The 25,742-nt window shown below is 36.9% G+C and carries 23 protein-coding genes; 15 read left to right on the top strand and 8 right to left on the bottom strand.

The window, feature by feature from the left end; translation table 11 throughout:
• Window positions 1–357: 357 nt before the first annotated feature.
• A complete protein-coding gene (locus NBX03_RS04645; protein ID WP_250229585.1) occupies window positions 358–1,974 on the bottom strand; it encodes an ABC transporter substrate-binding protein in 1,617 nt (538 codons plus the stop codon).
• A gap of 332 nt (window positions 1,975–2,306) precedes the next feature.
• Entirely contained in the window at window positions 2,307–3,953 is a 1,647-nt protein-coding gene (locus tag NBX03_RS04650) for a DEAD/DEAH box helicase (RefSeq protein WP_250230223.1), read from the bottom strand.
• A gap of 634 nt (window positions 3,954–4,587) precedes the next feature.
• On the opposite strand from NBX03_RS04650, the gene NBX03_RS04655 reads away from it, so the two are divergent.
• Window positions 4,588–5,379, top strand: a complete 792-nt coding sequence (locus NBX03_RS04655) for an undecaprenyl-diphosphate phosphatase (RefSeq protein WP_250229586.1) — start codon at window positions 4,588–4,590, stop codon at window positions 5,377–5,379.
• Between the two features lie 1,049 nt (window positions 5,380–6,428).
• Here the strand turns inward: NBX03_RS04655 and NBX03_RS04660 are convergent.
• On the bottom strand, window positions 6,429–6,845 hold the full coding sequence (locus tag NBX03_RS04660; protein WP_250229587.1) for a Fur family transcriptional regulator: 417 nt from the start codon (window positions 6,843–6,845) through the stop codon (window positions 6,429–6,431).
• A gap of 285 nt (window positions 6,846–7,130) precedes the next feature.
• Between NBX03_RS04660 and NBX03_RS04665 the strand changes: the two genes are divergently transcribed.
• Entirely contained in the window at window positions 7,131–7,622 is a 492-nt protein-coding gene (locus NBX03_RS04665; protein WP_250229588.1) for a tRNA (cytidine(34)-2'-O)-methyltransferase, read from the top strand.
• A gap of 46 nt (window positions 7,623–7,668) precedes the next feature.
• On the opposite strand, the gene NBX03_RS04670 is transcribed toward NBX03_RS04665, so the two are convergent.
• The 5 genes from NBX03_RS04670 to NBX03_RS04690 all read right to left on the bottom strand — a co-directional run bounded on the left by NBX03_RS04670 (window position 7,669) and on the right by NBX03_RS04690 (window position 12,171).
• Window positions 7,669–9,195, bottom strand: coding sequence for a putative polysaccharide biosynthesis protein (locus NBX03_RS04670; RefSeq protein ID WP_250229589.1), 1,527 nt, complete (start codon window positions 9,193–9,195; stop codon window positions 7,669–7,671).
• Window positions 9,196–9,545: 350 nt separating this feature from the next.
• Complete coding sequence (locus tag NBX03_RS04675) at window positions 9,546–10,037, bottom strand: 2TM domain-containing protein (protein WP_250229590.1); 492 nt, start codon at window positions 10,035–10,037, stop codon at window positions 9,546–9,548.
• Window positions 10,038–10,240: 203 nt separating this feature from the next.
• Window positions 10,241–10,678 (bottom strand): threonine/serine exporter family protein, encoded by a 438-nt coding sequence (locus tag NBX03_RS04680; RefSeq protein ID WP_250229591.1) that lies wholly within the window; start codon window positions 10,676–10,678, stop codon window positions 10,241–10,243.
• Entirely contained in the window at window positions 10,669–11,448 is a 780-nt protein-coding gene (locus tag NBX03_RS04685; RefSeq protein WP_250229592.1) for a threonine/serine exporter family protein, read from the bottom strand. Before NBX03_RS04685 ends, NBX03_RS04680 begins: the two co-directional genes overlap by 10 nt.
• Before the next feature lie 18 nt (window positions 11,449–11,466).
• Window positions 11,467–12,171: a tyrosine-protein phosphatase gene (locus NBX03_RS04690; RefSeq protein ID WP_250229593.1), complete on the bottom strand. Its 705-nt coding sequence runs from the start codon at window positions 12,169–12,171 to the stop codon at window positions 11,467–11,469.
• Window positions 12,172–12,398: 227 nt separating this feature from the next.
• Here NBX03_RS04690 and NBX03_RS04695 point away from each other — a divergent pair, with 227 nt between their 5' ends.
• The 13 genes from NBX03_RS04695 to NBX03_RS04755 all read left to right on the top strand — a co-directional run bounded on the left by NBX03_RS04695 (window position 12,399) and on the right by NBX03_RS04755 (window position 25,727).
• Complete coding sequence (locus NBX03_RS04695) at window positions 12,399–13,976, top strand: SpoIID/LytB domain-containing protein (RefSeq protein ID WP_250229594.1); 1,578 nt, start codon at window positions 12,399–12,401, stop codon at window positions 13,974–13,976.
• 25 nt (window positions 13,977–14,001) lie between these two features.
• The gene (gene queA, locus NBX03_RS04700; protein WP_250229595.1) at window positions 14,002–15,024 is read left to right on the top strand and encodes a tRNA preQ1(34) S-adenosylmethionine ribosyltransferase-isomerase QueA; all 1,023 of its coding nucleotides are present in this window, start codon (window positions 14,002–14,004) and stop codon (window positions 15,022–15,024) included.
• A 402-nt stretch (window positions 15,025–15,426) separates the two neighbouring features.
• Window positions 15,427–16,758: an AAA family ATPase gene (locus NBX03_RS04705; RefSeq protein ID WP_250229596.1), complete on the top strand. Its 1,332-nt coding sequence runs from the start codon at window positions 15,427–15,429 to the stop codon at window positions 16,756–16,758.
• The gene (truA, locus tag NBX03_RS04710; protein WP_250229597.1) at window positions 16,751–17,497 is read left to right on the top strand and encodes a tRNA pseudouridine(38-40) synthase TruA; all 747 of its coding nucleotides are present in this window, start codon (window positions 16,751–16,753) and stop codon (window positions 17,495–17,497) included. Before NBX03_RS04705 ends, truA begins: the two co-directional genes overlap by 8 nt.
• A 300-nt stretch (window positions 17,498–17,797) precedes the next feature.
• Window positions 17,798–18,346 (top strand): alkaline shock response membrane anchor protein AmaP, encoded by a 549-nt coding sequence (gene amaP / locus NBX03_RS04715; protein ID WP_250229598.1) that lies wholly within the window; start codon window positions 17,798–17,800, stop codon window positions 18,344–18,346.
• Window positions 18,347–18,358: 12 nt separating this feature from the next.
• The gene (locus tag NBX03_RS04720; protein WP_250229599.1) at window positions 18,359–18,574 is read left to right on the top strand and encodes a DUF2273 domain-containing protein; all 216 of its coding nucleotides are present in this window, start codon (window positions 18,359–18,361) and stop codon (window positions 18,572–18,574) included.
• A 14-nt stretch (window positions 18,575–18,588) separates the two neighbouring features.
• Entirely contained in the window at window positions 18,589–19,005 is a 417-nt protein-coding gene (locus tag NBX03_RS04725) for an Asp23/Gls24 family envelope stress response protein (protein ID WP_250229600.1), read from the top strand.
• A 231-nt stretch (window positions 19,006–19,236) separates the two neighbouring features.
• Complete coding sequence (locus NBX03_RS04730; RefSeq protein WP_250229601.1) at window positions 19,237–20,118, top strand: DMT family transporter; 882 nt, start codon at window positions 19,237–19,239, stop codon at window positions 20,116–20,118.
• Between the two features lie 763 nt (window positions 20,119–20,881).
• Entirely contained in the window at window positions 20,882–21,715 is an 834-nt protein-coding gene (locus NBX03_RS04735; RefSeq protein ID WP_250229602.1) for a motility protein A, read from the top strand.
• The gene (locus NBX03_RS04740; protein ID WP_250229603.1) at window positions 21,712–22,482 is read left to right on the top strand and encodes an OmpA family protein; all 771 of its coding nucleotides are present in this window, start codon (window positions 21,712–21,714) and stop codon (window positions 22,480–22,482) included. The genes NBX03_RS04735 and NBX03_RS04740 overlap by 4 nt, the downstream gene beginning before the upstream one ends.
• Before the next feature lie 711 nt (window positions 22,483–23,193).
• Window positions 23,194–23,982, top strand: coding sequence for a beta/alpha barrel domain-containing protein (locus NBX03_RS04745; RefSeq protein WP_250229604.1), 789 nt, complete (start codon window positions 23,194–23,196; stop codon window positions 23,980–23,982).
• Between the two features lie 328 nt (window positions 23,983–24,310).
• On the top strand, window positions 24,311–24,829 hold the full coding sequence (locus tag NBX03_RS04750) for a hypothetical protein (RefSeq protein WP_250229605.1): 519 nt from the start codon (window positions 24,311–24,313) through the stop codon (window positions 24,827–24,829).
• A gap of 154 nt (window positions 24,830–24,983) precedes the next feature.
• On the top strand, window positions 24,984–25,727 hold the full coding sequence (locus NBX03_RS04755) for a WecB/TagA/CpsF family glycosyltransferase (protein ID WP_250229606.1): 744 nt from the start codon (window positions 24,984–24,986) through the stop codon (window positions 25,725–25,727).
• Window positions 25,728–25,742: the final 15 nt, after the last annotated feature.

Consider the following 25,742-nt stretch of genomic DNA (forward strand, 5'->3'; position numbering starts at 1 on the left):
ACCTTTTGCAGGTAATAAGTAAAAAGATTATTGGCTGATAACGGATGTATTAAAGCTTAAAACGCTAGCATATTTTGCCGTAAAAAACATTTCTTTGCATAAGCGCCGAATTTCATTTTTCCGGTAAAATACCCATAGATTTTAAGACTTAATCCACTGTCACTATAATGCTAAAAATTACTTTTAAAATCAGAGCTTTAAAACATAAGGCATTAATGGATAAAACTGTTAATAAATATAAAAGCAAACTGCATAAAAATACTTTATTATAAAATCTCAAAAAATTAAGCCACTTCCTGCCCAGATCAAAAGAACTGGGCAGGCAAAATGAATATAGTGGCTTTTTAAAACATAAAATTATTCAGTCCAGAAAACTTTGTTGAAGAACAATGTACCGGAAGCGCTAACTTCTACGCCGCCAAGTTTCGCATTGTATGCTCTCTTAACTGTATCCTGGTAAACAGGAATCTGAGGAGTATTATCATTAAGTAATGAAGTAACTTCTTCAAGATATCCTATTCTTTCTGCCTCATCTATTGTTGCGGAAGCCTTATCGATTAAAGCGTCAACCTCAGGAATGTTTGTACGTGTTTTGTTAGATGCATTGATTGATTTTGAGTGGAAAACACCGTTTAAATAAGCAAGCAATGTACTTGAAGTGTATCTGCCGATAGATGCATCATAATCGCCTTTTGCAGTAACGTCAAGGTAAGTAGCAAGGTCCATACGTTCAATATCCATCTTAATTCCGATTTCAAGAAGGTTAGCCTGGATAATTTCCGCACAACGAGCTTTCTGGTCGTTTGAACAGATTACTGAGAAGGATACGCTTGCAGGATCAATACCTGATTCTGCTAAGTATTGTTTTGCTTTTTCAACATCATAAGAATTAATGTTTTCTTCAGATGTTCCTTTGAAGCCCATAGGAACCTGAGTGTAAACTGGATCAGCAAGACCGTCTAAAGCACCCATAACAACGGATTCTTTATCAATAGCGCTGTCAAGAGCTTTTCTGAAAAGCTGGTTGTCGAAAGGAGCTCTTTCATTGTTGATCATAAGGAAGTTATGAGAAGTTCCTGGAACCATTAATACTGTGATGTCAGGGTTTGCTTCAAGTCTCGGAAGGTCTGTTGTAGCAACTTCAACTACGAAGTCAGCGTCGCCGGTTTCAAGAGCGATAGATCTTGAAGAACCTTCAGGAATTACTTGCCATGTCATATTCTTGATAGCAGCTTTTTCGTCCTGGTTGAAATATTCATCGAAAGCTTCGAATACAAGCTTGTCGCCGAATACCCATTCCTTAAACTTGTAAGGACCAGTTCCGATAGGATTAGCGTTGAAATCGTTACCGGAGTCGATTAAAGCCTTTGGATAGATGTAGTTACCGTGGTGAGTAAGGTCTGAAAGAAGCGTAGCTGATGGTGTAGCAGTATGAAGATCGATGTTATAGTCGTCAACTATGGTAACTTCTGTAACTGTCTTTGTGTACTGAGCAACCTGTGGAGCTACACGAGCCTGGTCAAGAGAAGCTTTAACGTCTTCAGCTTTCATTTCGGTGCCGTCATGGAATTTAACGCCTTCTCTTAATTTAACGTGCCATATAAGCGGATCGTTTGCATCGGCTTCGATGGATTCAGCTAAATCAAGTTCTGGTTCAAGGTCCATGCCTGTCTTCATCAAACCGTTATGTGTAAGACGGTTCATGTAATCGCCTGCAACTGCGTTGTGTCCTTCAACTGTTAAAGAAGGAGTTTCGTTTTCAGTAGCGATTATGATGGAATCTTTTGCAGGAGCTGCTGCTGGAGTCTTGCTTTCTTCCGGTTTGCTGCTTTCAGCTGCTGGAGCGCCGCTTTCTGCAGGCTTTTGGCTCTCGGCAGGAGTTTCAGCAGCTTTGCTACCACATCCTGCTAAGGAGCCAACTACAAGAGCTCCCGCTAAAGCTAAAGCAAAAATATTGATTTTACTTTTCTTCATAAATTCACCTCGTATGATTATTTATTTTTACCGGTTTTTTAAAAACCGTGGTAAAACATGTAAAAACTTACATCTTGGACCTGTTCGTCAACATATTGGGTATTTTAAATATATTGAATTATACTCTAATACCACAAATAAATCAACAAAAGATGCGGAATTTAATATTAATGTGCATTATCAATAAAAATGCATTTCAGTATACTTTTACAATTCCACTAAAGGGATACCTGGGAAAGGGGCATAAATATACAATATATATAAATATATAATAAAATCAAAAAATGGAAATTATTAAATTTTAGTTACAAAAATTTGGTGAAAATGTATTTTTACTTTTTTTTGGCAATCTCCAAATTAACTTTCTTATTCTTAATTCTTGTACTTTTCATACGCTTTATCGTATCGTGCGCTTCCTTTTTGGGGATGTCAACAAAGGTGAAATCATTGTATATATCTACATTACCTATGGATTTTCCTGAAAGGCCGCCTTCATTTGCCAAGGCTCCGACGATGTCTTTAGCCCTTACACCGTCTGATTTTCCTATGTTTATGAAAATTCTTACCATGTTTTTATCCGTAAGCTTCTTACCGGATTTATCGGTTTTTTGTTTTGGGCTCTTAAACCTCTCGCTTTCCTTTTCATAGGAATACTCAACATCAAAATCCGAATATTCTTCCTTTACTTCTTCAAAAAGACTCATTTTTAAAAGGGCTGACGCTAAATCCATTGCAGTGATATCATTTTCCGATATAATTGTTTCGGCCAAATTGATATATTTTGTAAGCTGGCCTTTATAAAGTGTATTTTTTATCTCTTCAATAAATGCATTATGTTTTACCTGCTCAATATCGCCTGAAGAGGGAAGTTTTTCTCTTGAAATTTTAGCGTTTGTATGGCGCATGATGTCTTTAAGCTTATATATTTCCTTGCCTACGACAAAGGTAAAGGCTTTACCGGATTTTCCGGCTCTTCCTGTTCGTCCTATTCTGTGAATGTAATATTCTTCGTCCTGGGGAAGATCGTAATTGAAAACGATATCAATATCATCAACGTCTATTCCTCTTGCGGCAACGTCTGTAGCAACAAGAATTTCAAGGGTTCTGTTCCTGAATTTCTTCATTACAATATCTCTTTGCTGCTGCTTTAAATCTCCGTGCAGGGCTTCAGCCAAATATCCACGGCCCTGAAGAATGCCTACAATCTCGTCAACCTTCTTTTTTGTATTGCAGAAAACAAGTGCAAGTTCAGGATTATTAAGGTCATAGACTCTGCAAAGGGCTTCCATTTTGTTATGCTCTCTTACTTCAAAATAACCTTGATATATGGAAGGAACTGTAAGCTCCTTGGGGGCGATGCTTATTTTTACGGCATCCTTTTGATATTCTCCCGTAAGCTCTAAGATGCCTTTTGGCATGGTGGCTGAAAATAATACAGTCTGGCGGTTAGAGTCTATTTTATCTAAAATAGTTTCTATATCTTCTCTGAAGCCCATATCGAGCATTTCATCAGCTTCATCAAGAATAACAATTTTAACGTTATCCATTTTAAGGGTATGCCTTCTCATATGGTCCATAACGCGCCCAGGGGTTCCTATGACGATTTGAGCGCCTTTTTTAAGGGCAGTAATCTGCCTGTCTATAGGCTGGCCGCCGTATATAGGAAGAACTCGTACATTATCTTTATATTTAAGAAGCTTCCTTATTTCTTCGCTTACCTGTATAGCAAGCTCACGAGTAGGGCAGAGTACTAAAGATTGCAGCCTTCTGTCATCAGGGTCTGTTAATTCTACACAGGGAATTCCGAAAGCTGCGGTTTTGCCCGTACCTGTCTGAGATTGGCCTAAAACGTCTCGGCCTTTCATAATAAGGTCGATGGATTGGCTTTGAATAGGGGTTGCTTCTTCATAGCCTAAATCCTCAATGGCTTTTAAAACGGATAAAGACAGGTTCATTTCTTGAAATTTTTTTGTGTTCATCAAATAGTTTGTTCCTTTCAAATTTAAAATAATAAATAATAAAAATAGTTTGCCTGATTTTCTTCTTTATTATATATAAGTTGTATATCAAATAGTAGGAAAAAGATAGAGAAAATTTATTCAGCATCTAAATATAGTTTAAACCTGCTCTACAATATTTTAAACCTACCGGTCATATATTAATAATTAATGAAAGTATTGGCTAAGCTATTGAAATAAAGTGTGGGATTTTGTATTATTAGAAGTCGATCCGGCTGGTTTGGAATAATTCACCTGTTAGAATCGGGCCAACCGGAATAGGACCCGCAGGTAATGATCATGCTTAATATATGCATATATATTTAGCATCTTAAATAAAAATAATTATAAAACATAATTATAGTGGCAGTAGAGTAAAAAATCAAGTTAATTATATATTTGCTTTAATTTAACAAAATAAAGGCTTATTTTATTTTTTATAAATAGCAGTCTATTTCTATAAAAGCACGTATTTACATATCAGGACGGTTTAAATTTACAGAAAATAAAATAACTGGAAAAAATCAAATCAACTAATAAAATTTTAAGCAATAAAGCATTTAAAAATCGGAGCTAAATATTTTAAAATACAAAATTTAATAGGGAGAGTGAATATATGACAGTAATACAAGGAATTATTTTGGGTATTATTCAGGGGCTTTCAGAATTTTTGCCAATATCCAGCTCAGGACACCTTTTGCTTACTCAGAATATTTTCGGAATTGAAGGAGAGCTCATGGCTTTTGATATTTTCCTTCATTTGGGAACCCTTATTCCGGTTCTTGTAGTTTTTAGAGACGATATTATCAGCCTCATTAAAAATCCGTTCCAGAAGATGACTTTTCTTCTTATTATTGCCACATTGCCTGCGGTTGCGGTTACCATTTTTTTTGGCGATTTTATAGATATGCTTTTTGCGGGGGGGCCGTATCTTGCTATAGGCTTCATTATAACAGGGATTCTTCTTACCATTTCAGATAAGAAAAAGGACGGCAGAAAATCAGAAAAAGACATTACATATTCTGATGCACTTATTGTAGGCTGTGTACAGGCCATTGCAATAATGCCCGGAATATCCCGTTCAGGAAGCACTATCACAGGGTCTATTTTCCGTGGGTTCGATAAGAAAACGGCAGCTTCCTTCTCATTTTTAATGTCCATACCTGCTATTTTAGGAGCAACAGCCTTGCAAATACTGAAATTCTTCAAGGGTGAGCTAAATTTAGATAATTTTTATGTGGTTCCGGCCATAGCAGGCTTTTTTGCGGCTATGATTTCAGGCTATATCGCCATACGGTTTATGCTTGAATTAATAAGGAAGAAAAAATTAAGATATTTTTCTGTTTATGTCTATATATTAGCTGCTTTGATTCTAATTGATACATTCTTTGTTCACTATATATTTTAATTAAAAAAGAGCTTTGACCTAAAAGGTCAAAGCTCTTTTCATAGCAATAAACATGTAAGAGATAATACCGTGGAAAAATTTATGTTACTATATTTAACAGACAGCCCTTACAGTTAATTGCTATATTAAGTATATATATAATTAAGGAGGTTTTATTTATTCTGAAAAATATAATATTACATTACGGGGCAGAGATTAACGCCATGGACCGCAGTTCCAACCGAAACAGCCGGGTCTTCCGGGCCAAGGTCTGCCGGGTCTGCCGTGCCAGCCAGGCCAAGGCCTTCCATGCCAGCCGGGTCTTCCCGGCCTTATAAACACAGGTGGATTAAACCAATAGCCGCCGGGGCGTATAAAAATTGGCCACATATACAATTCCCCTTTCATTAATAAGCTTAGTACAGTATATTAATTAATGAAGAAAAACGTGACAAGCTCATAGGAAAATATTTATTGAGATTAATAAAAGGGCTATACAGGTTGAAAATTTTTGATATTTGTTCAGGCGGCTTTTATATAGTAAATTTCACAGAAGGATGTAATAAAAATCTATTTTTCATAAACGGCTTAAACATATAAAAGCCCTATGTTTAAGCCATTCATAGCCAACAAAGATTAAAATATTTTTGTTGGCTATAAGAGGGCGTTCGCCTGAAAACACTTTAACAGTTTCCCTGTAAGTGTTTCCAGGTTCACTAAGCATAAAACATACGATTTTTATTACTGTTTAATTTGAAATTTACTATAGTTAACAAAGACGAATATTTGTTTGTTAACTATGAGGAGGCTCTTACTCGAAAAATTATTTTTAAGCCTACACTTATGTAATTTTTCAAGTTCGTTTAATATAGCTTAATTTTAAAAATCGAATAAAGTTTCTGTTGCAAGGCAAATCTGAATAATTAAAAAACTCTTTGCTCTAATTAGAAAAAAGCTGCTACTTAGGCAATATAACTCAAAAGGTATTGAAAAGAAATTGTCTAGACTCAAATTTCTTTCAAATGCTTTTGGATTAATATTCCCTAGGCAGCAGCTTTAAGCACATGGTTTTATTTATTAAGGCAGTCACTGCAGATACCGTAAAAATACATTTGCTCTCTTTTAATGAGAAAATTATTTTTTTCGTTTAAAGATTCAATAATAGGCCCCAATTCCTCTACGGATTGAAGATCAACAACAGTATGACATTTTTCACATATAAAATGAGGATGAAATTCGCATGTTGCATCATAACGGAAGCTGTCTTCGCCGACATTAAGTTCCTGAACGAGGCCCTTTTTCTTAAAGGTGTCAAGGGTTTTATAAACTGTGGCAAGGCTCATAGCAGGGTGACTTTCTTCCAAGGATTTATAGATGGTTTCAACACTTGGATGTTCGTGGGTATTAAGAAGCATGTTATAAATGGCAAGTCTTTGGGGAGTGACTTTCAGATGCTTCTCCTTCAGCTTTTCAGCAACATTAATCATATTAACACTCCTATTCGATAACTCTGGTGAATACAGGATAACTATTATTATATAATAATATATTTCTTAGCAAAAGTCAATAAATACTTTAAATTTAAAAAAATTTGGCTGAATGAATTATACCTATATGTAAAACGATTAATTTTATAAAAATTAAACTTAACCATAAGGCAATTTTACCCTATAAATAATATGGCTATATAATAATTAAAATTGTATTCGCCGGTTACTTATGATAGCATATATACTGAAAAAAGTAAAAACTAAAAAAGATGGTGTATATTTATGAATATCGTGCTTCTTGAGCCTGAAATACCCTTTAACACCGGAAATATAGGGCGTACCTGCGTTTCTTCCAATACAAAGCTTCACCTGATAAAGCCCCTTGGCTTCAGCGTAGACGATAAGCATTTGAAACGTTCCGGCCTTGATTACTGGCAGGACCTTAATGTAAGTTATTATGAAAATTTTGAAGATTTTCTTGAAAAAAACAATTATCCTAAAATTTATATGGCAACCACAAAAGCAAGGCATATCTATACGGAAGTACAGTATGAGTATGATTCATACATTATGTTTGGCAAGGAAAGCGCAGGAATCCCGGAGGAAATCCTTGTAAAATATCCCGATACATCCATAAGGATTCCCATGGACGAAAAATACAGATCCCTTAATCTTTCTACCTCTGTTGCCATCGTTTTATATGAAGCTTTAAGACAGCAGAATTTTAAATCTTTACTTTTTGAAGGCAATTTGCATAGGCTTAAATGGGATTAAATAGATGAAAGCCGCAGGAGATATCGCCTGCGGCTTTTTGTATAATTTACCTTTTAAAAAGTATTTTCATATCATTTCTTGATATAGTGCCTATAGAAACTACTGCAATAATATATATGAGGCCTAAAATTAATGTGCCGGCTAGAAGACCCAAAACATCGCCAAGATAGAAGAAAAGAAGGTCCTTAAAAAGGTTTACCGTAAGGCATGCAGCCGTTATGGCAAGAGAAGGCTTTAAAAACCAATTGCCAAAATCTATGGACATATGGGATACTTTTCTTATTTTAAATATGCTTAAGGAACATACAACGCATAATGCTACAAAGGACCCCAGTATATAGCCTTTTATTCCTATAATGGGAACGGAGGTCCATACGAAAAATATGGATATGGCAGAAGACAATAGAGAGTTTTTAAATATAAAAACCTGTTCGCCGAAGCCGTTTAAGATTCCCGAAAAGGTGGTATTCATATAGGTAAAAGGACACATAATGCCAAGGTAAATGAGTATTTCAGCAATATCTTCATTATATATGATACTGCCCAGGTTTCCCGAATAAAGTATAAAAAAGCCGGCGGCACATATCCCTATGATATTTGTAAAAAGAAGCACTTTAGAAACTGTAAAATTAATTCTTTTCATATTGTTTACAGCCAATGCCTCGGAAATTGCCGGTACCAAAGATATGGCAAGGGACACAAGGATTGCCGAGGGAAACATAATAAGAGGCATTGCCATTCCCGATATTTTTCCGAATTCTTCCATGGCTTGAGAGCCTGTTAAGCCGGAAAGCTGAAGCCTTTGCGGAAGCATCATATTTTCTATGCTTAAAAGCAAAGAGCCGCTTACCCTATTTAAAGTAAGAGGAAGAGACATGGAAAAAATAAGGATAAAAGAATCAAAGGTCGTATAGGAAGGTTTTTTATTAAAAGAATTTTTCGCTTTAAAATATTTATAGGAAAAGATAATCATTAAAAATGAGAAAAATTCCCCGAGAAATATGCCGATAACGGCGGCGGCGCAGGCAAACTCAAGCCCCATGGGAATAAGCTTATGAGACAGGGCAAAAATCGCAGCCATTCTCACGAGCTGTTCAAAAACTTGGCTTACGGCAGGAACGGTGGTTTCCTGCAAACCGTAGAAATATCCTCTGATACAGGAGCCGGCAGCCATAAAAGGAAAAGAAAGAGAGAGTATCTTCAGGGAAAGAATAAGCCTTTCGTCCTTTACAAAATTTGCTGCTGCAAATTCTGCGTTAAAGAAAAGAAGCACTGATAATAAAAGGCCAAGGCCTGAGGTTATTACAAGAGACTGCTTTAAAATACGGCCCATATTTCCATATTCGCCTTTAGCCTGCTCAGCTGAAATAAGCTTAGACAAGGTTGTCGTAAAGCCTGAACAGGATATGCTCCATGCCAGAGAGTATATGGGCATAATAAGCTGATAGAGACCCATTCCTTCTGCGCCGATTACATTTGACATATATATTCTGTAAACAAACCCCAATATACGGTTGATTATTCCCGACGCCGTCAGTATGGCAGCCGATTTAATGATGCCTTTTTTAGCCATAACAAAACCCCTTTTGAAAAAAGTCCTATATGAGCTTATTCAAAGGGACAAAGCATTTAGAACAAAAAAATACTCCCATATCCATGGGAGTATTTTAAATATTCAATTATAGTAAATTTCACTGAAGGATGTAATAAAAATCTATTTTTCATAAACGGATTAAACATATAAAAGCCCTATGTTTAATCTATTCATAGCCAACAAAGATTAAAATATCTTTGTTGGCTATGAGGGGCGTTCGCCTGAAAACACTTTAACAGTTTCCCTATAAGTGTTTCCAGGTTCACTAAGTATAAAATATACGATTTTTATTACTGTTTCATTTGAAATTTACTATAGAACGGCGAATGCTACATTTTGCTTCTTCTCATATATTCCTTCTGCTTTTGAAATTCTTTTTCAACAGCACTGGGGTCACATTTATATTTATAGTCGAGAAAGTGGCTTATGAGGCCGATTCCCCAGGGAAGAGCTACAAATAAAAACCACATTTCACCGTCTGCAAAGGACATTATCATCAGCATAAGGTTTATGATAACATAAGCTACCAGGTGATTGATAAAAGCTCTTCGTGCTCTTACTATTTTTTGTGCTCTTTTATAAAGAGCTTCATCGGATAAAGTTGATGTATCTTCATAGGGCTCTGCAACCTCATAAGCCCTAGGGCCGTTCGTATTATTATCTTCCATAGGATTACGCTCCTTTTCCTCGTCAAATATGCAAATCGTGTTATAATCACTCCAAGCCGCCCTGCCTGATTTCACAAGCTGGCGGGCTCTTTTCAAATAAGTAGGGGCTAGGCTGTTGCCCAGCTTATCTACTACAAGGATCTCTTTATTCATAAAGCCCTCCTCTTTAAATATCTGTTTTTTGTTATGGGTGGCGTCCCCATCGATATGCGCCGTTTTTTATTATGGGTGCCTCCCCGGCATACCGTGCAAATTAAAGCTTTATAAATATATAATATGAATATGTAGATTTACTTAAACAATAAAATAAACCCACTATACAAGATTATTCGTATTTTAAAGGGAAAAGTCTGAAATTATGCTTTATTTCTGAAATCCATTTTGAATATCTGATAGGGCAGGGCCAGAACGATTACAATGCCTAAGGATATAACCCCTGCCGTGCGAACAGTATCAATGCCGTAGCTGGCTGCAAGGACAGAATTTCCGGTTAAAATATTATACATGGTGTAATATATGGCAACCCCCGGGACAAGAGGGATGATTCCTGCAATAAGATATAAAGTAATGGGATTTTTCCTTTTGAAAGAAAAGAATCTGCTTGCGGTTGTGGCGGCAATTGAAGCCGAAAAGATGGGCATTACATTTGAAGATGCCCCGGGGCTTAAAAGTTCATAGATAAGCCACCCGATTGCGCCGCAGAGCCCGCAGCATATGAGCTCTTTTTTAGGAACACCGAATAATAATGAAAATGTAAGGCTTGCGACAAAAGTAAGCAATATTCTTAAGACCATAGGGAAAGCGCTCCAATCGCATAAAATATAATACCTAAGCCGATACCGACCCCTGTGGCAACGCATACGGCAACGAGCACAGCGTCAATCATGCGGGTGGTTCCGGAGATATATTCCCCGAAGATAATATCCCTTACGGCATTTGTAAAGGCTACCCCGGGAACAAGAGGCATAATTGAGCCTATGATGGACATATCTGTACTATCTCCAAGGCCCATGTGATTGATTATAACAGCTGCCATGCTTACGAAGGCGCCTCCCATAATGTTTGTAACAGGGCCTATGACACTGTGTTTTTCAAGAAATATTAAAAATACATAAAGCAAAAAGCCGGTAATAAAAGCATTTAGGGCATCGAAAAAGCTTCCGCCGAATATAAAAGCGAAACAGCCGCTGGAAATACCGGAAGCAAAGTATTTATATAAATTCTTGTAAGAAGGCTTGTTGCTTATAAGATTAAGCTGTATAATAGCCGCGTCTATGCTGATTTGCTCCGATACGAGATTTCTCGAAAGATTATTTATAAGGGCTACCTTCTCAAGATTTATGGTTCGGGTGTTTATCCTTCTTACCATGGTTATAATATTGCCGTTATCGTCTACAATAGAGCCGAATATGCCTGTAGGCGTTGCAAATACGTCATTTTCTTTAAATGCGTATATTTTTAAAAGCCTTATCATCGTATCTTCAACTCTCGTTGTTTCTGCGCCGTTTTGAAGCATAACGGCTCCCGAGTCTATTACAAATTTCAATATTTTCTGTGAATCCATTAATAGAATGCTCCAATACTATATGATCTTGTTTTTAAGGATTTCTATATTTTTTTCGCTTACGCCTTTTTCGCTAAGGAAGTTTTCCGCAGAACCGTATTCTTTTAATATTCTGTTGATAAAGGCTTCCATCCACTGGGATTTGCTGTGAGCAAAATGCAGGGGCATATCCGGATTGATTTCAAGCTCTTTTGCAAGGGCCTGCTTAAAATAAGTAAATGAAACCTCATAATCGGCAACGATGTCACAGCGGTCTATATCCGCAAGCATATATAAAAGGCAGGTAACGATTCCTGTTCTGTCTTTTCCTGCGGTACAGTGGTAGAGAATGGTGCCTTCGCTGTTATCTGCCATGTAATTAAACAGGGTTCCGAAGTTAAGGCTATTATCCATGATATACATATATAAATCTCCCAAAGAAAAATCGTCGCTTATAAAGGGAGTATTATTTTCAAAAAGAGGAATTTCAATAAAGTTTACGTCTTTTACGTTTTTAAAGGAATTGGGCTCTCTTAGTGCTTCCGTATCCGTTCTGAGGTCAATAACGGTTTTAAGGCCGTAGGATTTTAAAAAGTCTATTTCAGTATCTAAGAGACCGCTCATACAGTCGCCTCTTAAAAACTCCTGAAATTTTGTTATTTTTCCGTCTTTTCTCATATAGCCCCCAAGCTCCCTGAGGTTTTTAGGGGTTTCCAGATTTATTCTTCTTACATTGCTTATCATTCCATCACCTTCTCATCATTTTTTGTCTAATGCTTATTATATATGAAAAGCATTGAAATTAAAAGACAATCTAAAACCCCTTATATGTAAAATAAAGTAGAGTTTTTTACAAAAAAGGATTATAATTAACAAAGATATTCAGTTTTGATGAAATATAGAAACGAAAATAAAGAGGTTTTTCTTTTTTATTCGTTAAATATAAATTGACATAATACAGGGAGGATAAAGTGAAAAGATTATTAAATTTAGGAATTACCATAGTGGCTGTTGCTTTAAGTCTTTCCTTAAGCCCTTTAAAAGCCTATGCCAAGGCGCAGGATTACATAAGAGTAGGGCTTGAGTCTAGTTATAAACAGGTTCAAAGCCTGAAAATCGATAATACAGCTGTGTACATAAGCCTTTCCCGCGGAGGAAGCATAGTAAACCACGGGGAACTATATTCAAATTACGGTTTTTCATTAACGGTAGATAATCTCTATTATGCAGAAACGGATTATACATACGAAAGCTTCAATAAAGCTTTTGAACAGGCAGCGCTTATAGCAGGATTCAGCGGAAATGCCCTTTGTGCCTATAAAGACTCTTTATGGACTGTTTATATGGGAGGGTACCAAAGCGAGCAGGAGGCTTTAAGTGCCGTGAACTCAGGCCTTGCCAGAAAAGTAGTATACCCTTCGGGAAGCGGCGTAAGGCTTGAAGACGGAGACGGACCCATTGCTCTTTTTACAAAGGAAAACGGCTATGCTCTTTTAAGCACAGATAATACGGTTTTATTGGGAAATAAGGAATACAGAGGATATATAGAAGCAGGCAGATATACGGGAGGAGTTATTACAGCGGTAAATGTTATTGACGTTGAGGACTACCTTCGGTCTGTTGTTCCTTCGGAGATGCCAAGCTCATGGCCAATTGAAGCGTTGAAAGCCCAAACCGTCGCCGCCAGAAGCTACACCTATACGAGAATGGGTATCCATTCCGATTCGGGATATGATTTATGCGACGGAATTCATTGCCAAGTATATAACGGCTATAAAAACGAGACGGAAAGCACAAACAGAGCCGTTGACGAAACAGCAGGCCTTGTGGCTCTGTATCAAGGAGAGGTCATAAACGCTACCTTCTTTTCATCAAGCGGCGGAGCTACAGATAATTCTGAAAATGTATGGGCAAATAAGCTGGGTTATTTAAGGGCCGTAGCAGACCCTTACGACACCACGGGAAAAATATGGTCAAGAACATTTACACTAAATGAAATAGATGAGCTTCTAAGAGTCAATAATATGAATATAGGAAATGCAAAGACAGTTGCCATAACCGAAGTAAGCCCTTTAGGCAGAGTTCAGAAGCTTACCATTACAGGAAGCCTTGGCTCAAAAACCCTTGAAAAAGAAGATGTAAGAAATTTCTTTTCAAAAGCCTCGGGAGGCGCTCTTGAAAGCAGATATTTTACTATAGGGGATATGCCGATACAGACAGGATATTCAAGCAGCCTTCATATAATAGGAAAAGATTCAAATTCAAATCTTCTGAAAAATGAAATTTATGTAATAGATTCAAAGGGCGATACTTCAAAAGCTTCCAGTGATTTATATATAGAAGGCATAAACGGCAAAGAGAAATTTACGGAAGGCGCTTATGCCTCTTCCAATACAACAGCATCTACAGGAACGAGCTTCACCATAAACGGCAGAGGCTGGGGCCATGGTGTAGGCCTAAGCCAGCACGGAGCAAAGGGTATGGCTGAATCAGGCTTCACCTTTGAGGAAATACTGAAGCATTTCTATACAGATATAGAGATAAGATAAATTGCAGGCACATTAAGGAGAAAGAATGAATAAATCAGATTTTTATTATGACCTTCCGGAAAGCCTCATAGCCCAAAGCCCTTTGGAAGACAGAACAGCCTCAAGGCTCATGGTTATGGACCGCTTTACGGGAAAAACAGAGCATAAATATTTCAGAGATATAATAGATTATTTGCATGAAGGTGACTGTTTAGTCCTTAACGATACAAAGGTAATTCCTGCAAGGCTTATCGGCCACAGGGAAGATACGGGAACACAGGTTGAGCTTTTGCTTTTGAAAAGGCTTTCTGATGATTTATGGGAATGCCTTTCCTATCCGGGGAAAAAAGCAAGGCCTGGCCACAGAATGGTTTTCGGCGAGGGTCTCTTAAAATGCGAAGTTGAATCCGTAACGGAAGACGGCAACAGAATCGTCCGGTTTTTATATGACGGCATTTTTGAAGAAATTCTTGATACCCTTGGGGAAATGCCCTTACCGCCTTACATTACGGAAAAGCTTCAGGATAAAAACAGATACCAGACCGTATACGCAAAGCATGAAGGCTCCGCTGCTGCCCCTACAGCAGGGCTTCATTTTACCCAGGAGCTTCTTCAAAAAATTAAGGAAAAGGGAATTCATATTGCAAAGGTAACTTTACACGTAGGTCTTGGAACTTTTAGGCCCGTCAAGGTAGACGACATAGATCATCATAAAATGCATTCGGAATACTGCATTATAGAAAAGGATCAGGCAGCGCTTATTAATAAAACAAAAGATGCAGGCAAAAGAGTCATTGCCGTAGGAACCACCAGCTGCCGGACCCTTGAATCCTTTGCCAAGGGCAATCGGATTGATTATGGGCAAAAAAATACAGATATTTTCATCTTTCCGGGATATGAATTTAAAATAATCGATGCTTTAATAACGAATTTTCATCTTCCCGAATCGACCCTTATTATGCTCATATCTGCTTTTTCCTCAAGAGAAGGGGTTTTATCGGCATATGAAGAAGCCGTTAAGGAAAAATACAGGTTTTTTAGCTTTGGGGATGCGATGTTTATTAAGTAATATAGTAGATTTAAAGTGAAACAGTAACAAAGCCGTATATTACTTGAATTCATATGAAACAGCAGCATTGTCAATTTGCTTTTTTCTTATTTTATGTTCCCTAAAGCCAAATGCTTATAGAGGTATAAAAGCAAACTGACTATACAAGGGTTCCAAAATGCGTTTTAGATCAAATATGATAAATCGCCTTTGTGAAACTGCCTTTATTTGATTTTATATATGAAAGCCCTGTGTCTGTTGCGGCATAAAGGCAATTTCACTATGTTTCCTGCGGAAATCCGTGTTTTTATACTAAGTGAACGTTTTTATCGTTATCAACTTTTTTGTTTGGTAACGCTCAATCCGCAGTGAATCGGTTTTTGTTACTATATTGAAATAGTACCTTATAAGGAAAGGAACAGTATGGATTTATTTGATTACCAAAGACAGAAGCATTTAAAGAAGGAAGCCCCTCTTGCTGCCAGAATGCGTCCCAGAACCTTGGAAGAATTCGTAGGCCAGGAGCATATTGTGGGGAAAAATACTCTTCTTTATAGGGCTATTAAAGCCGATAAGCTTCGAAGCATTATTTTCTATGGGCCCCCGGGAACGGGAAAAACCACCCTTGCAAAAATTATAGCTAATACCACAGAAAGCAATTTTACCCAGATAAATGCAACCACCGCAGGCATAAAGGATATAAAAGAAAATATAGAAGAAGCTAAAAGTACCATTGCCTTAAGCGGAAAAAGGACGATTTTATTCGTAGACGAGATACACCGGTTTAATAAGACCCAGCAGGATACGCTTCTTCCCTATGTTGAGGACGGAACGGTTATTTTAATCGGAGCCACTACGGAAAATCCCTATTTTGAAGTCAATAAAGCGCTGATTTCCCGCTCTATTATTTTTCAGCTTAAGCATCTTTCAAAGGAAGATATCAAAAAGCTTTTGTCTGCCGCCATTCAGGATAAGGAAAGAGGCCTTGGAAATTATAATATGCAGATTTCCGAGGAGGCCCTTGATTTTCTTTCAGACAGTGCAAACGGGGACGCGAGAACCGCTTTGAACGCCATAGAGCTTGCCGCCCTGACGACGGAAGCAGATGAAAACGGCGTAATCAATATCAGTATTTCAGATGCGGAAGAGTGCATTCAGAAAAGAGCCCTAAATTACGATAAAACAGGCGACAGCCATTACGATACCATTTCCGCTTTTATAAAAAGCATGAGAGGTTCAGACCCGGATGCTGCCCTTTATTATCTTGCCAGAATGCTTTACGCAGGAGAAGACCCTAAATTTATCGCAAGAAGAATCGTCATATGTGCTTCAGAAGACGTAGGAAATGCCGACCCCCACGCCCTTTTAGTCGCTGTGGCAGCGGCAGAAGCGGTTAATTTTATAGGCCTTCCCGAAGGAAGGATTATTCTTTCTCAGGCGGTAACTTATGTAGCCTGTGCGCCTAAAAGCAATGCTGCCGTAATCAGTATATCAGAGGCAATGAAGGATGTTTCCCAGATACAGATATCCGGTATCCCCAACCATTTAAAAGATGCTCATTATAAAGGAGCCAAGGAATTCGGCCACGGCATCGATTACAAATATGCCCATGACTATAAAGGAAATTACGTTCCCCAGCAGTACCTGCCAGACGAGCTCGCAGGGAGAATTTATTATAATCCAAGCGATAACGGTGTAGAAAAGAAAATAAAAGAATCTCTTATAAAATTGAGAGGAAGAGAGCGGAATGAATAATTATAAGCTTGTTTTAGCCTATGACGGAAGCCGGTATAACGGCTTTCAGGCCCAGAAGAATTCAGAGAACACCATTCAGCAGGCAATAGAATTAAGGCTTAATGAGATTTTTTCAAAGGATATAAAAATCGTTGCTTCTGGAAGAACAGATGCAGGGGTTCATGCGGAAAATCAGGTGATTAATTTTAAAATAGACGAAGAAATTGACTTAAGCAGTTTTCTTGCACTGATAAATAAAAAGCTTCCCGGGAGTATCAGCGTAAAGGAAATTAATAAAATGCCGGAGGATTTTCACGCAAGATTTGACGCTAAAAGTAAAATCTATGAATACCGCATCTTAAACGCTCCATATCCCAATCCCTTTTTAAGAAAGTATGCTTACTTTTATCCCGAAACCCTTGATATAAAGGAAATGGAAAAGGCCTCAAGGCTTTTTACAGGTATTCATGATTTTAGGGCATTTTCTTCCGGCTCCGGCAAAAAATCCACCACAAGAGAAATCTATTCCATAAAAATAGAAAGAGACAAAGATTTAGTTAAAATCATATATCACGGAAACGGTTTTCTATATAATATGGTAAGAATCATTACGGGAACCCTTATTCAAATAAGCGAGAAAACCCTTTCGGAAGAGGATATTTTAAGGGCTTTTCAAAGAAATGAAAGAGGGATTGCAGGATTTACCGCTCCTCCTCAGGGATTATTTCTTCAAGAAGTGATTTATAGTAAAATGATTTAATTACAGTAACAACACCGTATATTCCTTGAATTCACATGAAATAGCGGCGCTATCTTAAGGATTTTCCACGAAAAAGTCATGAGTTTATGGCAAAATACACGAAAGTTTTGATTTTACAAATAAGCCCTAAGCGAATTTGGAAAAGGATACAGGCATAAGGCCGTAAATCTTTTTAAGTGGGGGTTTTCCTATTATTATCAAGCTTGTTTTTTGTTTGGTAAAGATGAATCCCTAGTGAATCGCTTTTTGTTACTACCTTGAAACAGTTTTACTTTATTAAGCATTTTTAGGCGGTGTTTTATGAATCGATTAAGCAGAATCCTTCTTTTTATAGTCTCTCTTATAGGAATGCTTACTTCTTTTGCGGCATTTTTTATTCTTGTGCCTTTGGGAGAAATCACTGTATTTCTAGGGGAGATATATGAAAAAGTTCCTGAATTGAATTATTATTTCGCAGGGTTTACGGCATTGATATTTATGGGGTTTCTATGTATCTTTGTCCTGGCATTTGCCTATCCTAGGAAAACAGGCTTTATTATATATAAAAAATCTACCGGTGAAATAAAAATATCAAAAAACGCTGTTAATTCCATGATTTTAAGCTCCTTTTCTCATTTAATCAATGCCGATAATATACGGCTTAAGGTAATATACAGAAAAAACACCATAAAACACATTAAAATAACCGTATACAATAGATTTCTCGAAAAAATACCTACGCTTTCAGGGGACATTCAGAACAGCGTGAAAGAAGCCGTAGAAAAGATAATGGAAATTCCTTCAGGAAATGTTGAAATATTAATATCTCATAAGGAATTACGCCGAAGAAAAGAAAAACGGGTGGTTTAGGGAGATGATGATATGGATTTTTTAAATTTGTTAAAGCCCTATGGAGGCAGAATATTATGGTCGGGCGCAGGCCTTTTGACCGCCCTTCTTTTTTTGAACATAGGTTTTTTAAAAACCCTTGTGATACTAATATGCTTTGCCTTAGGCTATGTTATAGGGCTTCAGGCAGACGGGAAGATAGATTTAAAGCCTAAAATAAAGACCATTTTTAATTGGCTTAAAAAATAACTAAGGAGGATTATATGGAAGAAGACGTACTGGAGAAAAAAAGTCCCTTGACGTATGAAGACAGGGTGATTCGGAAAATCGCAAGCATTGCCGCAAATAATATTGAAGGTATCATTGCCATGAGCGGAAGCCTGTTAAGCGGGATAACAGATAAAATAATGAATTCCGATTCAAGAGAAAAAGGCATCGCCGTTGAAGTAGGGCAGAAGCAGGTTGCCGTAGATTTAAAGGTAATATGCGAATATGGAGTAAGCATTCCCGAAGTTTATGAAAAGACAGTTTCCAAAATAACGGAGGATATAAAAACCATGACCGGTCTTGAGGTTGTAGAGATTAATATGCATGTTGACGATATCATGACAAAAGAAGAATATGAACGTCAGCTTAAGCAGAAGGACACAGGCGGTTCTGCTGGGCCGAGAGTTGATTAATTATAGATTTTAGTAATTATGAAAGGGTACTAATTTAGAGAACAGGGGAGGTTTATTCAAGGATGCCCCGTGCGCTCAGATAGTGACGATTTGGATTGCAAAGCAATCCGGATTTCATTTTTTACAGACAGAATATTATATATTTGCAGTTCAGCTTACGGAAAATAATGGTTTTTCCAATCTGTTTTCCTTGCTTTTCTGCAAAGTCAAAATTACAAGGAGTATGTCATAATGAAGAAATTACATAAGGCTATTTTATACATTGTTCTTTCTGCCTTGAGCTTTGCCCTTATGAATGTTTTTGTAAAGCTTTCCGGCGATTTTCCGTCATTTCAAAAGGTATTTATCAGAAGCTTGGTTGTTCTTTTTTTCTCAACTATAGTGCTTTTGAAAAATAAAGAAAGACCCTTTCCCAAAAAGGAAAACGCCATGGATATGTTTTGGAGAAGCTTTGCAGGCTGTGTTTCAATGATTTGCAATTATTATGCAGTAGACCATCTTATTTTGTCAGATGCCACAATGATTTCTAAAATAGCCCCATTTTGTACAATTATCTTTTCTTTTCTTATTCTGAAAGAGTCGGTAAAGGTTTATCAAATTATATGTATCTTAATCGGCTTTGCAGGTACAGCTTTTATAGTTAAGCCCGCCCTGAACAGCACCATTATACCTGCCTTCGTAGGGGTATTGGGAGCGGTTCTTGCAGGTGTCGCTTATACGTTTGTAAGAAAACTTGGCAATAAAGGGGAAGAAAACGGAACAATTGTATTTTCCTTTGCGCTGTTTTCCGCTCTTTTTAATATCCCTTTTCTTGTAACAGGATATGAGCATGTTGATTTATATAATCTTTTTATTCTTATAATAAGCGGATTTTTTGCTTTTCTTGGTCAGATGTTTGTTACGGGGGCATATAGCCTTGCGCCGGCAAGAGATATCAGCATATTTGACTTTTCACAGCTTATTTTTGCGGCCATTACAGGCTATTTTATATTTTCGGAAAAGCCGGATTTATATAGCTTTCTCGGGTATATGGTAATCCTGGGAACCTCTTTCTATCTTTTTAAAAAGAATAAAGCCGAAGCCCAAAAGGAACAAACCGAACCGGCGGCGTAAAATAAAACAGTAAAGTTCTTAGGGCGTGAAGTCCAAACAAAAGTCTATTTTGTCATAAAAGCGTGACTTCATCATCGGAAATACTCGAAATAGCCCTGCTATTTCTGCGTTTTTCTTCTCAGAATTTTTGCTTCGCAAAAATCACGCTGCGCGTGACCGGACTTCTTTCCGGTTCCATTCGAATTCACATTTTTTTGCAAACAATACTTTTTCAGCTTTAAAGCTTAAAAATGTATTTCTGCTGTAAAATAATAAATAAACTTTTGTTTATTTATTATTCTTAGCGGTTTGACTATTTTCAGACACTGCCTAATTTAAAATATAAAAAAGCTTATTAAAATAAAAATAGGCTTTTTTTATTTATGTATTTATTTTATTATAACGCTCCACTTTACAACAGTATACCGATAAAGGCAATTTTGAGAGTATTATAAATTAGCTAAAAAATCTTAAGTCAGTTTACTGTAAATATTTAGAAAAACTTATTTATAGCAGAGTGGCGATTTGGATTCTAAGACAATTTCAATTTCATTCTTTGGTGATTCGGCTTTTGCCTTTCTTTATAAAAAATTCACTATAACTTTAAAATAAAAGCGTATTTTACAATTCAATAAGTTTTAGAAATATTAAAGTATAAATATACAGGATATTTTGTATTAAACCTTTGTCATTTATTGCCGATAGATATGTATATTGCGAAAAAAATAGCCATAAAAGCAGTCGAAGAAATGCTTTAGACTGTATACACTAGGAGGTTTTTTTATTGTCGAAACATAAAAGTACGGCATTTATCGGATTATTTTTAGGGATATCCTTAATTGTCGGCTCAATAATAGTTACGGGAGAGCCTGTTTTATTTTGGAATCTTCCTTCTGCCTTTATAATTTTTGGCGGTACAATAGGCTCTACAATAGCTGCATTCCCGCCTCAAAGGCTAAAAACCATGGGTAAGGTCATTAAAAAAGCCTTTGCAAAAGAAGAATATGATTTAAAACAAGATATACTTACGCTTGTTAAGCTGTCTGAAATATCCCGAAGAAGCGGATTATTAGCCCTTGAAGATTATATCGATCAGATTACCAGTGATGAATTTTTGAAAAAAGGGTTGCGTAATATAGTTGACGGAGCAGATGAAGAGCAGCTTCGGAATTTACTGGAAGGTTCGACTTATTTTATGAAGCAAAGGCATCAAAAGGGAGCGGCAATGCTTGATATGATAGCTGCCACTGCGCCTGCTTTAGGGCTTCTTGGAACTTATGTAGGCCTTATCCCCATGCTTAATAACTTAGACGACCCGACTTCACTGGGCCCTATGATGGCCTTAGAGCTTGTTTCATCTTTTTATGGAGCATTTATAGCTTATGTAATATTTTCACCTCTGGCAAAAAGACTTAAATTTATGAGCAGAGAAGAAGAATCCCGAAGGGAGCTTCTGGTAGAAGGCCTTGTATCAATCCAGCAGGGAAAGAACCCACGGTTATTAAAAGAGGAACTGGCTGCCTTTGCTAATATAGACCTTGACGCTGTTGTGAAAAAAGGTGCTAAAAGCAAGAAGGTACAATCCTTTAAAACAAAGGAGGCTACGACTCAATCATGAGAAGCAGATTTAGCAGACCCCAGGATGACGGCGATGATGAAGATGAGGCTAATTGGCAGGATAGTTACAGTGATTTAATGACGGATTTGCTTGCTATATTTGTTATTTTGTTTTCCTTTGCCATGATGAGTCAGGCTTTTGAAGCTTCCAAGGCTAAAGCGGCAAGCGCCCAGATGGCTTCCGTTGAATTAAGGCAGAATACTGTTCAGGAAAAAACCGCCAATATAAAAGAGATAGCGTCTAAAAACCGAGAAACCATAGGCATTTCCGCCGGTGGATTTAACAGTCTTTATGAATATATTAAAACTTATATAGAAGAAGAGGGCCTTTCAGAACAGTTAAGCGTTACAAAGATTGGAGAAAAGGAAATTCTTCTCAGAGTAGCGGCGTCGGCATTTTTTGATTCAGGAAAGGCTGATATCAGAGAAGATTCCGAGCATCTGCTTCATAAGATTTCCGATATACTTATGATGTATCAAGATTCTATTGAAATGGTGCGCATAGAAGGCCATACGGATAATGTACCTATTAATACTTTGCAGTATAACAGCAATTGGGAGCTTTCTGCAGGAAGAGCCGTTAATGTTTTAAAATGGCTTCTTGAGGAATCAGATATAGAGGCGGCGAAAATATCTGCAATTGGCTATAGTGAATTCCACCCTGTTGCAGATAACAATACCTTGGAAGGACGGTCTAAAAACAGGCGGGTAGACTTTTTCATCGAGGCAATCAGCAATGTCGACGGATTAGACGAAGTAAAAGAATAGCCGTACACAGCTGATTTCAAATAAAAAGCAGCATTATCAAATGGAACAGGAAAAAGTTATGACTGGATTAAAATACCCTCCCTTTAGGGCCTTTTGAGCTTACGGTATTTTGCGGAGCAAATTTATGCCTTCTAAAGCCAAATACCTGCAGCGGAATAAAAGCAAATTAACTATATTACATAGCATTAATAAAGCCGTAAGTTAAAGCATACAGCCCTTTAGCCTGCGGCTTTGTGTTTTATGTGCTTACAGCATTTTGAAGGAGTTCTGTCACATAGTCAATTTGCTTTTATTCTGCTATCTAAAGTGAAAATAAATTTATGACATTATCTTTTTATATTAAATTAAACATAAGTTTAAAATGCCCTTTTACAGATAAACCCCAATATCAATATAAATTATAGAAAACAATGAATTTATAAATGTAAATTTTAGAACTTATTAAATTTACGTTGTTTTTATGCATATTTTGCAAAAAATATAAAAAATAACGCAATTTTAGTAGAAAAATGAGCAAAGAGGCTTTGTAACTAAAATGTAATATATTAAAATCTTATTAAAAATGCTTTAAAACATATACATTTTGATATAAATTATGTATAATATTTAATTGAAAGATTAATAATAATGGTAAGATATAACATTTCTTGATAAAAACATTAAAATAGATTATTGATTTTTTCTAAATAAAGGTAATGGGGTGCAGATATTTTGCTTATTGAGGACATTGTTTATAATAAAAATATTACGTTTGAGCATGACAGCTATCTTTATGAGGTTGTTAAGCTTATTGAAAGAAGCAGAAATATTTCCGTTGCTTCCTTTGCAGGCGCCATGAGGTCGGGGGGCCTCAAGATTGTAGGCGAGTTAAGAGAAGTATCTCCGGAAACAAATATGTCAAATAAATATTTCGATGTTTATGCCATGGCGGAGGATTTTGACAAATGCGCCGACGGCATTTCCGTCGTTACGGAAAGCCATCGATATAACGGCAAGGACTTATATATAAAGCAGGTGCGTGAAAAAACGAATCTTCCCGTTGTAAAAAGGGATATAATCATAAGCCCTATGGAAATTTTCTACGCAAAGACCTTGGGAGCAAGCGCCGTTACGCTTGTAAGCGCAATACTTGACGACGTAGAGCTTAGAGAATATATTAATATAATAAACGGCCTTAAGATGGATGCCATTGTAGAGGTTCAGACGAGAAGTGAGCTTATAAGGGCCCTTAAGGCAGGGGCAAAGATTATCCTTATTAATACGCTGGATTATGAAAGCCTTAAATATAATCCCGATATCCTTTCGGAGCTTGTGCCTATCATACCTAAAAATATCATATCCATTGCCGATTGTGTTGAATATGGGGATAAAGAGCTTAAGCTTATTGTGGAACTTAATATTAATGTGATATTTTTAACTACAGATATTTTTAATGTTTCAGACAGGGTAAAAAGGGTAAATGAACTTAGGGACAAATACCTGAAAAGAATACCTGCGTAACTGTTCAATTTAAACATAAATAAGCTCTGTCCTTATTATAGGCGGAGCTTTATTTTATTGAAATTAGGCATGCGATTTGTTATACTGAGAAAGTTAATATTTCATGTGATTAGAAATTTAATTTGTTTAGAGATATAGGAATAAAGACGTATACAATTAAGCAAACTGTTGGCAGCAATGATTCTTACAGTAAATTTAAACTTAAACAGTAGAAAAATCGCATATTGAAGGCTTTTGTTCCTTCTTCACAAGAAATTTACTATATAAGTCTTTATAACTATAACTTAAAAAAATAAGATTGATATATTATTATAATTGGAGGTAAAAAATGAAAAAAACAAAGGCAATAATAGCAGCAGGCATAATAGCCATGGGCGCTTTAAGCATAAACGTAATGGCCTTGGGCAATCAGGCAGGGAGTTCTTCAGACCCTGTTGTTACGAAATCTTATGTTGACAAAAAAATATCAGACGCTTTAGGAAAAGGCTCCTCAGGAGAACTAAGCGAATATCAGATGGAGTTTATTATAAGCGAAATCAAGCAGTCCCTTGCCGATGAACTGAATGGAACAGGCGCCATAGGAGATTCTTATGTTCCTGTCAATGTGGAAGCCGGCTTTATATTAATTGGTGAAGAAGGCACTGAAATTATTTTAAGAAGCGGGCAGGCGGAAGGCTATACGGAAGGCGCAGAGGGAGTTGTTAACGCAACTACAGGAGAAGAAGTGACAAATGGAACTAAAATCAATAAAAACAATCTTTTGATTATTCCGAGAAGCGACGGAAGAGGCGTAAAATGCGCAACAAATTCATGGTTTATTATAAAGGGCGGATACAGCATAAGATAAATTGCTTTAACTAAATTTGACGTGAGAAATTATTGAAAGGGATAAGAAGTATTTTTGACTTTTGTCTATTAGTTGATTATCAAATACATAACTCAAGTTTTTATACGGTGTCTTGTGAAAATACCGTAAATATGTACATGGGGTGTTTCTTGTATTGAGGACGGAAATTTTAGGTATAGGGGTAGACTGTGTAACCAATGAAGAAGCATTGAAATTTGTTCTGGATACGATAAAAGAGAACAAAAGAGAAAATAAAATAATAGTGACCCCCAATCCGGAAATGATTATAGGCGCAAAAAAGGATTCGGAATTTTCCAATGTGCTTAAATCTGCCGATTTGGTCATACCCGACGGAATAGGCGTCGTTATGGCGTCAAAGCTCAACAAGATTAAAATAAAGGAAAGAGTTCCCGGGTGCGACTTTACACTTTCCATCTTCGACAAAATTAAGTTCAGGGAAGGCACGGTATATATTTTAGGTGCAGGCCCGGGCGTAGCTAAAAAAGCGAAAGAAAATATGGAAAGAAAATATCCCGGTCTTAGAATAGTAGGCTATCACGACGGATTTTTTGATGAGATTGAAGAAAAAAGTATTATTAAAGAAATTGAAAGCTTGAAACCTGATGTTCTTTTAGTCGGGCTTGGGTTCCCCAAACAGGAAAAATGGATTTACAGAAATAAAGCACTGCCAGTAAACTTAAGCATTGCCATAGGCGGAAGCATTGACGTTATGGCAGGAACCGTAAAAAGGGCTCCGGAAATATTTCAAAAACTTGGCCTGGAGTGGTTTTACAGGCTTATAAAGCAGCCCTCAAGATTTTTCAGAATGCTTGCCATACCTAGATTTATTGGGGCGGTAATATGTGAAAAAATAAAATCACCGTTTAAAAGGCGTTAAAATAAACTTCCTAGG

Source organism: Anaeropeptidivorans aminofermentans, assembly GCF_940670685.1.
GTDB classification, from domain to species: domain Bacteria; phylum Bacillota; class Clostridia; order Lachnospirales; family UBA5962; genus Anaeropeptidivorans; species Anaeropeptidivorans aminofermentans.

What these genes read in the sequence shown, in the direction of transcription:
- NBX03_RS04675 (WP_250229590.1), bottom strand. Translation starts at nt 10,037, where the DNA reads ATGAATAAAGAGATCCTTGTAGTAGATAAGCTGGGCAACAGCCTAGCC.
- truA (WP_250229597.1), top strand. Translation starts at nt 16,751, where the DNA reads ATGAATAATTATAAGCTTGTTTTAGCCTATGACGGAAGCCGGTATAAC.
- NBX03_RS04705 (WP_250229596.1), top strand. Translation starts at nt 15,427, where the DNA reads ATGGATTTATTTGATTACCAAAGACAGAAGCATTTAAAGAAGGAAGCC.
- NBX03_RS04670 (WP_250229589.1), bottom strand. Translation starts at nt 9,195, where the DNA reads ATGGCTAAAAAAGGCATCATTAAATCGGCTGCCATACTGACGGCGTCG.
- NBX03_RS04660 (WP_250229587.1), bottom strand. Translation starts at nt 6,845, where the DNA reads ATGATTAATGTTGCTGAAAAGCTGAAGGAGAAGCATCTGAAAGTCACT.
- NBX03_RS04680 (WP_250229591.1), bottom strand. Translation starts at nt 10,678, where the DNA reads ATGGTCTTAAGAATATTGCTTACTTTTGTCGCAAGCCTTACATTTTCA.
- NBX03_RS04740 (WP_250229603.1), top strand. Translation starts at nt 21,712, where the DNA reads ATGAGAAGCAGATTTAGCAGACCCCAGGATGACGGCGATGATGAAGAT.
- NBX03_RS04725 (WP_250229600.1), top strand. Translation starts at nt 18,589, where the DNA reads ATGGAAGAAGACGTACTGGAGAAAAAAAGTCCCTTGACGTATGAAGAC.
- NBX03_RS04665 (WP_250229588.1), top strand. Translation starts at nt 7,131, where the DNA reads ATGAATATCGTGCTTCTTGAGCCTGAAATACCCTTTAACACCGGAAAT.
- NBX03_RS04720 (WP_250229599.1), top strand. Translation starts at nt 18,359, where the DNA reads ATGGATTTTTTAAATTTGTTAAAGCCCTATGGAGGCAGAATATTATGG.
- NBX03_RS04650 (WP_250230223.1), bottom strand. Translation starts at nt 3,953, where the DNA reads ATGAACACAAAAAAATTTCAAGAAATGAACCTGTCTTTATCCGTTTTA.
- amaP (WP_250229598.1), top strand. Translation starts at nt 17,798, where the DNA reads ATGAATCGATTAAGCAGAATCCTTCTTTTTATAGTCTCTCTTATAGGA.
- NBX03_RS04645 (WP_250229585.1), bottom strand. Translation starts at nt 1,974, where the DNA reads ATGAAGAAAAGTAAAATCAATATTTTTGCTTTAGCTTTAGCGGGAGCT.
- NBX03_RS04690 (WP_250229593.1), bottom strand. Translation starts at nt 12,171, where the DNA reads ATGATAAGCAATGTAAGAAGAATAAATCTGGAAACCCCTAAAAACCTC.
- NBX03_RS04685 (WP_250229592.1), bottom strand. Translation starts at nt 11,448, where the DNA reads ATGGATTCACAGAAAATATTGAAATTTGTAATAGACTCGGGAGCCGTT.
- NBX03_RS04750 (WP_250229605.1), top strand. Translation starts at nt 24,311, where the DNA reads ATGAAAAAAACAAAGGCAATAATAGCAGCAGGCATAATAGCCATGGGC.
- NBX03_RS04655 (WP_250229586.1), top strand. Translation starts at nt 4,588, where the DNA reads ATGACAGTAATACAAGGAATTATTTTGGGTATTATTCAGGGGCTTTCA.
- queA (WP_250229595.1), top strand. Translation starts at nt 14,002, where the DNA reads ATGAATAAATCAGATTTTTATTATGACCTTCCGGAAAGCCTCATAGCC.
- NBX03_RS04730 (WP_250229601.1), top strand. Translation starts at nt 19,237, where the DNA reads ATGAAGAAATTACATAAGGCTATTTTATACATTGTTCTTTCTGCCTTG.